Annotated in this window: 4 protein-coding genes and 1 pseudogene; 4 read left to right on the top strand and 1 reads right to left on the bottom strand. The window is 41.0% G+C overall.

Going from position 1 to position 6,000, the window contains the following annotated elements; all coding sequences use genetic code 11:
• Nucleotides 1-349: 349 nt before the first annotated feature.
• A complete protein-coding gene (gene polA / locus ACYQ21_RS03765) occupies nucleotides 350-2,965 on the top strand; it encodes a DNA polymerase I (RefSeq protein ID WP_460055317.1) in 2,616 nt (871 codons plus the stop codon).
• Nucleotides 2,966-3,059: 94 nt separating this feature from the next.
• Here the strand turns inward: polA and ACYQ21_RS03760 are convergent, their stop codons facing one another.
• Entirely contained in the window at nucleotides 3,060-3,731 is a 672-nt protein-coding gene (locus ACYQ21_RS03760) for a DUF1129 family protein (RefSeq protein ID WP_460055315.1), read from the bottom strand.
• Between the two features lie 190 nt (nucleotides 3,732-3,921).
• Here ACYQ21_RS03760 and ACYQ21_RS03755 point away from each other — a divergent pair.
• The 3 genes and pseudogenes from ACYQ21_RS03755 to rpmB all read left to right on the top strand — a co-directional run bounded on the left by ACYQ21_RS03755 (nucleotide 3,922) and on the right by rpmB (nucleotide 5,927).
• A pseudogene (locus ACYQ21_RS03755) lies at nucleotides 3,922-4,937 on the top strand (inorganic phosphate transporter).
• A 43-nt stretch (nucleotides 4,938-4,980) separates the two neighbouring features.
• Nucleotides 4,981-5,604 (top strand): DUF47 domain-containing protein, encoded by a 624-nt coding sequence (locus ACYQ21_RS03750; RefSeq protein WP_460055313.1) that lies wholly within the window; start codon nucleotides 4,981-4,983, stop codon nucleotides 5,602-5,604.
• A 134-nt stretch (nucleotides 5,605-5,738) separates the two neighbouring features.
• Nucleotides 5,739-5,927, top strand: coding sequence for a 50S ribosomal protein L28 (rpmB, locus tag ACYQ21_RS03745; RefSeq protein WP_003140443.1), 189 nt, complete (start codon nucleotides 5,739-5,741; stop codon nucleotides 5,925-5,927).
• Nucleotides 5,928-6,000: the final 73 nt, after the last annotated feature.

Below are 6,000 nucleotides of genomic sequence, written 5' to 3'. Positions count from 1 at the left end.
AGGAGCTATCGCAAGGCTATTGGGAAGTATTTGGCAATGAAGATTTCCTTGCGCTTAATAAGCAACTTAAAATTGATTGGGAGAAACAGTATGTTGCGTTAGAGGAGCTGAGACAATTCGCAAGAGGGGTGTGTATACAACAAAAATAATTGAGAACAAAACGCTCTAACTCCTTATATCACAAGGCGGAATAGTGTTTTTCTGATTTTTAACTGTCAAACTCGGGAAGTCATCCCGAACGCCAGTTTCGTGTGGTCGTTAAAATCAAGGATAATCGTCGATAGGTTAATTTGTGCAACTTATAAAGCGGACATTCATGTGATGTCCGTTTTTATGTTAAAATAGAACCATGACAACTAAAGAAAAAAAACTCCTTTTAATAGACGGCTCATCCATTGCTTTTCGGGCTTTTTTTGCGCTTTACACGCAGATTGACCGCTTTGTTGCGCCATCTGGTTTGCACACCAATGCGATTTTCGCCTTCCATACCATGTTGCGCAATGTCTTGGATTCGGTTCAACCGACCCACGTACTCGTCGCTTTTGATGCAGGCAAAACGACATTTCGGACGGAAATGTATGCTGACTATAAAGGTGGGCGCGCCAAGACGCCCGATGAATTCAGAGAGCAGCTCCCATTTATTAAAGAAATGTTGGAAGCGCAAGGTATCAAGCACTATGAGCTTGCCAACTACGAGGCAGATGATATCATCGGAACTCTGGCGACCCAAGCTGAAAATGGTGGATTTGATACGGTAACGGTTGTTTCAGGCGATCGAGATTTGACTCAGCTGACCACTGACAAAACTACGGTGGAGATCACGATTAAGGGTGTGGCTGAACTTGAAACCTACACGCCGGCTTACCTGAAAGAAAAACTAGGCTTAACAACGGCACAATTTATCGACTTGAAGGCCCTCATGGGTGATAAGTCAGATAATATCCCTGGCGTGACCAAAATCGGTGAAAAAACCGGCATTAAATTACTGCTAGAATACGGCTCGCTCCAAGGTATCTATGATCATGTCGATAGCATGAAAACGTCTAAAATGAAAGAAAACTTGATCAATGATCGTGAGCAAGCTTTCTTGTCAAAAGAGCTTGCGACGATTGATTTGGATTCGCCGATTGAAATCAAACTTGACGATACGATTTTCCAAGGCGCTGACTATGATAGGCTCAAAAAATTCTACCAAGAGATGGGCTTTCAGAAGTTTCTGGAAGACCTTGAAGGCGTGACTGAAAAAGTCATCGAAGCGCTAGACTTTACAGTCGTTGAAGACGCTGTGACGTCTGAGATGTTTCATGATAATCAATTTTTCTATCTGGAAATTCTAGGCGAGGATTATCAGCGCGAACCGATTATCGGCTTTTCTTGGGGCGATGACAAGACGATTTATGTCTCGAAAAATATTGATTTGCTCAAAGATTTCCAATTCCCTAAAAACACCTATGATTTCAAGAAAAATAAGGTCTTACTAGGTCGCCACGGTATTGACTATCCGCTCGTTGCCTTTGATACCATGCTCGCCAAATACCTCTATTCAACGATTGAAAATAATAAAATTTCAACCATCGCAGATTTATTTGGTCTGAATTTGCCAGATGATGATGTGGTCTATGGCAAAGGCGCCAAGCGTGCGGTGCCGTTTGACGAAGTCCTTTATGACCATCTCGCACGAAAAGTAGATGTCCTAGTCAAAACGAAAGCAGTCTTGCTTGACAAGCTAGGGGAAAACGACCAAGAAAAACTCCTATCAGAGATGGAGTTACCACTCGCTAATGTTCTTGCCAAAATGGAAATGGCAGGCATTAAAGTGTCAGGCGGTGTCCTAAGTGAAATCGGTCTGGAAAATGAAAAAGTCATCTCAGATTTGACGGCAGAAATCTATGCGCTTGCTGGTGAGACCTTTAATATCAATTCGCCTAAGCAGCTCGGTGTCATTCTGTTTGAAAAAATGCAGTTACCTGTCATTAAGAAAACCAAAACAGGGTATTCAACGGCGGTTGATGTCTTGGAGCAGTTAGCCCCCCAAGCACCAATCGTTGATAAAATCTTGAAATACCGTCAGATTTCTAAAATTCAGTCAACCTATGTCATGGGTTTACTTGGTGAGATTATGGCTGATGGCAAGATTCATACGCGTTACATTCAAGATTTAACGCAGACGGGTCGTCTGTCAAGTGTGCAGCCTAATCTGCAAAATATTCCCGTTCGTCTGGCTGAAGGCCGTAAGATTCGTAAAGCTTTCTTACCTGACAAATCAGACTCAGTCCTATTATCAAGTGACTATTCACAGATTGAATTGCGGGTTCTTGCCCATATTTCAGGTGATGAGCATTTGATTGCGGCTTTTAATGGGGGTGCAGACATCCATACGGCAACGGCGATGCGCGTGTTTGGCATTGAAAAACCAGAAGATGTCACGCCAAATGATCGTCGCAACGCCAAAGCCGTCAATTTCGGTGTTGTCTATGGCATTTCTGATTTCGGTCTGTCTAATAATCTTGGCATTACTAGAAAAGCTGCCAAAACATACATTGACACGTATTTTGAGCGCTATCCTGACATCAAAAAATACATGGCAGACATCGTCAGAAGTGCCAAGGATAAAAGTTTTGTCGAGACCCTCTATCACAGACGGCGCAACCTACCAGAAATCAATGCTAGGAATTTTTCAGTACGGTCATTTGCAGAACGGACAGCGATTAATAGCCCAATCCAAGGCTCAGCAGCTGACATCTTGAAAGTCGCCATGATTAATCTTGATAAGGCCTTAACAGTAGGTGGTTATCAAGCCAAAATGTTGCTACAAGTCCACGATGAAATCGTACTGGATGTGCCACATGATGAGCTAGATGAGATTAGAAAATTAGTCAAAACAACCATGGAAGAAGCGATTGCGCTTAAAGTACCGCTATTAGTTGATGAAAATAGTGGCAAGACATGGTATGAAGCCAAGTAAAATCCAAAGTCAGACCTTGAGTGTCTGATTTTTTGATGCTTTCACTAAGAAAGCCCTCCCAATCAGGGAAGGCTTATTATTTTTAGGCTTTCGTTTAATTTTGACTGGGTTGGGTAGCAAGGGCTGATTTGATGTGATATTTACGTTTAAGTAAATAACGAGTACCAAGTGAAAGTGCGCCAATCACTGCAACGAGATAGCCCTCAGGTGTGACGTTAATATTAACGGGTAATAATAAGGTAAAATAAGAGAAAGAGAACCAAATTAAAATTGCAAGAGTTAGCGCACCATAAGACTTGAGTTTAGGTATTTTGAAACCTTTACTTTGTGGTTTGTAGAAAAGGCGATAAAGGAGGTATATGACAAAACCAGCAGCAAAACTCATGCTCAAGAGTGTAATGATGCCATAAGTTTTAGCATTTTTACTAAAGACAGCCATCATACCATTCATTAAAGCCAGAACACCTAGCATGAGCAAAGAGCTATCCAACCACATGAGGACAGGAGTTTCGTTGTCATTTTGCTTGGCTTTGCTTGCTTGAGTCGTTGCTGTCTTTGGCGCATACTGCATGATAAACTCGGAAGGTGTCCCAAGAATATCCTTAGCCAGCACCCGTTGCTCCTGAGCCTCGACAATTTGTGGCAGAATATCTGATAGAATGATCTTGATTTCGTCATCAGATTTGCCAATTTTGACAAGTTCACGTGTTACCACATGAATGTATTCGCTATTTTTAGCTGTTAACTGTTCAATATAATTTTCCATATGTCTATTTTAACAGAAAATAACTGATTTTTCATCATTATGACAAAAAGTGATACCGTTCTCATCATAATTTTGTTAAAATAGAGATGTTGCCTATGTGAGGGTTGCCAGAGAGTTGATTCTCTAGCAGTCATGTCACATTGGGCAGATAGAACAAAAAGAGAACGCTTAAGCGTTTAATGGAGTGAAAATGACAGTCCCTTTGATTTTGACGATGTTACTGGTGCTTGGTGTTGTGTTTGTCAACGGCTGGACCGATGCCCCCAATGCGATTGCGACAGCGGTTTCAACACGAGCTATTAAGATTCGCTCGGCTGTTATCATGGCTGCGATTATGAATCTTGCAGGTGCCTTCATCTCAACCCTAATGGGTGCAAAAGTTGCTACAACCATTCTTAACATGGTGGATTTTGATAGTGCCCCGCATTTACCAGATAAAGCTCCTCAGATAGCACTTGCAGCCAGTCTTTTTGCCATTGTTGTTTGGGCAGTAGCGGCTTGGTACTTTGGTATTCCGACATCTGAGAGCCATGCGCTGATTGCTGGATTGACAGGCTCAGCAATCTCTCTTGGTGGCATGGCAGCAGTCCATTTTGATGAATGGGTCAAAGTCATTTATGGCTTATTTGCATCAGTTCTCATCGGTTTTTTAGGTGGTTTAATCATTACCAAGCTAATCGTTCTGATTTTTCAAAATGTCGCTAGGCGAACGGCTAATAAATTTTTTACCATTGGACAAATTTTTGGTGCGGCTGCAAATGCTTATCTCCATGGTGCGCAAGATGGTCAGAAATTCATGGGGGTTTTTATGCTTGGTCTAACGCTAAATGGGCTTGCCAATTCTGATGCTACGATTCCGATGTGGGTCATCTTTACCTGTGCCATTGTCATGGGGTTGGCACATCTGTGGGTGGCGAAAAAATTATCAAATCAGTTGGCATGGATATGGTCAAACTTGAGAAATATCAAGGATTTGCTGCGGATATTTCAACAGCTATCTGCATCCAACTCATGACGAGCCTTGGCGTTCCTGTTTCGACAACCCATGCTAAAACGACCGCAATCATGGGCGTTGCAGCTAGTCGACGAATGAGTTCGGTTGACTGGGGTGTTGTCAAAGAAATGGTACTAGCTTGGGTCTTAACCTTCCCCGGGTGTGGCCTCATCGCCTATTTGATGAGTAAATTATTTGTGATGATTTTTTAGGCACGATTGACAGAGATAAAAAATAACAGAAAGACAAAATAAAATGATAAGAAAAAAACAATTTGACTACTTTGTAGCAATGAAGGATATTGCCCATCTCTCTCACGAAGCATCGACTGCTTTGCAAGAAAGCATTGCCGCTTACGATTATGAATCATTTATCGTTAAATCTGAGGCAGTTCATGAAATTGAACATAAAGGTGATGATTATGTCAATGACATCTATGAACAGCTTGCGGTTACCTTTATGACACCGATTGACCGTGAAGATATTGCCCAATTAACAGATGTGTTGGATGATGTGCTTGATGGCATTAATGAGTTTACTTATCTGCTCGAAAATTTGGTGATTCGTGAACTGCGTCCGGGTGTCAAAGAATTTATTGAGACAATCGTTGCAGCTACTGAGGCAGTTGAAGTGGCGACCGGTGAATTTTCTAAATTCAAAAATTCAAAAAAACTTAAAGAGCATGTCAAAACAGTTAAAACACTGGAGAAAGGCGCTGACCGTCTCTATTCTGAAATGACAAAAGAACTCTATACGCATGAAAAAGATGCCATTGAAATTGTCAAATGGCGAGATGTTTATAACAAACTTGAAAAAATCGTCAACGATGCTGAAAGTTGTGTTAAAGTCATCAAATCACTTGTTATCAAAAATAGTTAAAACCTAGTGTCGTCAGACTGAGCGTGGGTCTAAAAAATAAATCATTAATTTCACTTGCTTTTAAGTTAAAACATGGTATAATATTCTAGTATGTTATGAATTTGACTAACAAAAAAATCGAGGAGAAATATATCATGGCTAAAGTATGTTACTTTACAGGTCGTAAGACTTCATCAGCTAACAACCGTTCACACGCAATGAACAAAACGAAAAAACAAGTTAAACCTAACTTGCAAAAAATTAAAATCGTTGAAAATGGTAAAGTGAAATCAGTATGGGCTTCAGCTCGTGCACTTAAAAACCTTTCAGTTGAACGCGTTTAAGACGTGTGTTTGATCAAATGAAAAGAAAAGCTTTTGCGGAATTTGAGTCTACGATACGTTGGGCCAAATGATT

It is taken from the genome of Pseudolactococcus yaeyamensis (assembly GCF_054658615.1).
This window is presented reverse-complemented; position numbering and strand designations above follow the sequence as displayed.